We start from the raw sequence: 203 nt of genomic DNA on the forward strand, positions 1-203 counted from the left end.
ACGGTATGTTTACCCGTAGAGCAAAGTGTAACAATTACAGAGCCACAAAACGCATTAAGTGTAAGTGCTACCTCTACCGATGAGAGCGGACCAAACACAGGAGATGGAACGGCAACGGCCAATGCTATTGGCGGAACGCCGCCATACAGTTATGTATGGTCACCAGGTGGAGCGACAACACAGACCATCACAGGCTTATCACA

Annotated in this window: 1 protein-coding gene; it reads left to right on the plus strand. The window is 49.3% G+C overall.

Annotated elements, in window-relative coordinates:
• Window positions 1-203 (plus strand): hypothetical protein (locus ACY2RS_RS16125; RefSeq protein ID WP_490099654.1); only part of this gene is annotated, 203 nt, incomplete at both ends.

The sequence above is a fragment of the Patiriisocius sp. 208BN25-11 genome (assembly GCF_058147145.1).